At 39.7% G+C, this 1,311-nt stretch carries 2 protein-coding genes; both read right to left on the minus strand.

Going from position 1 to position 1,311, the window contains the following annotated elements:
• Positions 1 to 194: 194 nt before the first annotated feature.
• Positions 195 to 623: a curli production assembly/transport component CsgF gene (locus tag O71_RS20860; protein ID WP_007661195.1), complete on the minus strand. Its 429-nt coding sequence runs from the start codon at positions 621 to 623 to the stop codon at positions 195 to 197.
• A gap of 34 nt (positions 624 to 657) precedes the next feature.
• Positions 658 to 1,236 carry a CsgE family curli-type amyloid fiber assembly protein gene (locus O71_RS20865; protein ID WP_040575072.1) on the minus strand — a complete coding sequence of 193 codons (579 nt, stop codon included), beginning with the start codon at positions 1,234 to 1,236 and terminating at the stop codon, positions 658 to 660.
• Positions 1,237 to 1,311: the final 75 nt, after the last annotated feature.

Here is a 1,311-nt window from a genome sequence, read left to right on the forward strand (position 1 = left end):
TTGCCGGGGGCTGGTACACCCAACGTAGCCCGGCTAGTTGCATAGGCTGGTTAAAATAAGGGCACAAGCTGGAATTACGCAAAATGAAAAAGTAATGAATAAGGTATAAATACCTCTCCTAATACATTGTATCATAATTTAGGGTGATTAATGGTAGGGCAAGAACGAGTGATACTGTGGAGGCTATTCTCTGCTTAGTAGTAAGGTATAGTAACAGAGGTCCTATTACCAGTACCCTTATCCAATATATTGATATTTATCCCGGTCATACCCTCAGAAACCTCAATATCATAATCTCCGATAGTGTAGCTACCCGGAGCTAGACCATCTTCTCCAAACTGAGCAGTTACCAACTGGCGAGATAAATGATTCAATATCTGCCGGTTCAAACTTTCCTGAAAATCCTTTAATGGGTCCCTGTTAAAAAGACTGCTACTGGATTCATCAGGATCTTTAAGCTTGTCCTGTGCCTGAGCAGAGCTTTGAAGCCATTGATAGTTAAAGGTTTCGCCACCAAAAGCCGGGTTCTTGGCCTGGTAAATTAAATCTTGAGCGGAAACATTTTCATTACATAAAAGACATAGCACGAACGCAAAGTAAATGGAGTAAATAAGTTTTTTCATAAGAGCAGTTAGTATATTGTGTTAGGTGATTTCTCTAGAATACTTCCCGGGCCTTTTTACCTTCAGCTTCTAATTGTTGGTTTAGCTGATTATTGACCACATACTCCGTTATAAAAGCGACTGCGTATACTGAAACTTCTTCAATCATGTCATAGCGGGGCTGTAATATATATTCGAAGACAGGCTCATCATTGACCACAATAACTATATAAGCGCCATTGCCCCGTGTGGGTCTTTCCTGTATCTGGATAGTGAAGTTCTTGACGCCAAGGGGAGTTTCCCATTGTCGGTTAAAAAGATCGTAAAAGTCTCTTCCTATCTTTGTAATGGTTTCATCTACGATTAGCCCATCGACTTCCAGGTCTGCTGACCTGACAAAACGTTCTAGCGGCTGACCATTTTGCTCTATTCTTTGCTGCTTATCTTCATACGGTATGGTATCCTGTTGTAGTGGGATAGTATCTTGTAGGATCTTAGACTTACTAATCACTTTGCCAGGCAGCTTTTCATTTACCTGTGCATACCCTATCTGTGGCAGGAGACAGCACAATCCGATACACAACATAGCGACTAAAGTGAATCTCCCAGAAATTGAATAAAGAGAAAAGGACATAAAATTGACTATTACCAATTTACTATAGGCTTATACATTATCACATATAAAAAGTTACTATATTATGTATAAATA

Source organism: Pontibacter sp. BAB1700 (assembly GCF_000277005.1).
GTDB classification, from domain to species: domain Bacteria; phylum Bacteroidota; class Bacteroidia; order Cytophagales; family Hymenobacteraceae; genus Pontibacter; species Pontibacter lucknowensis.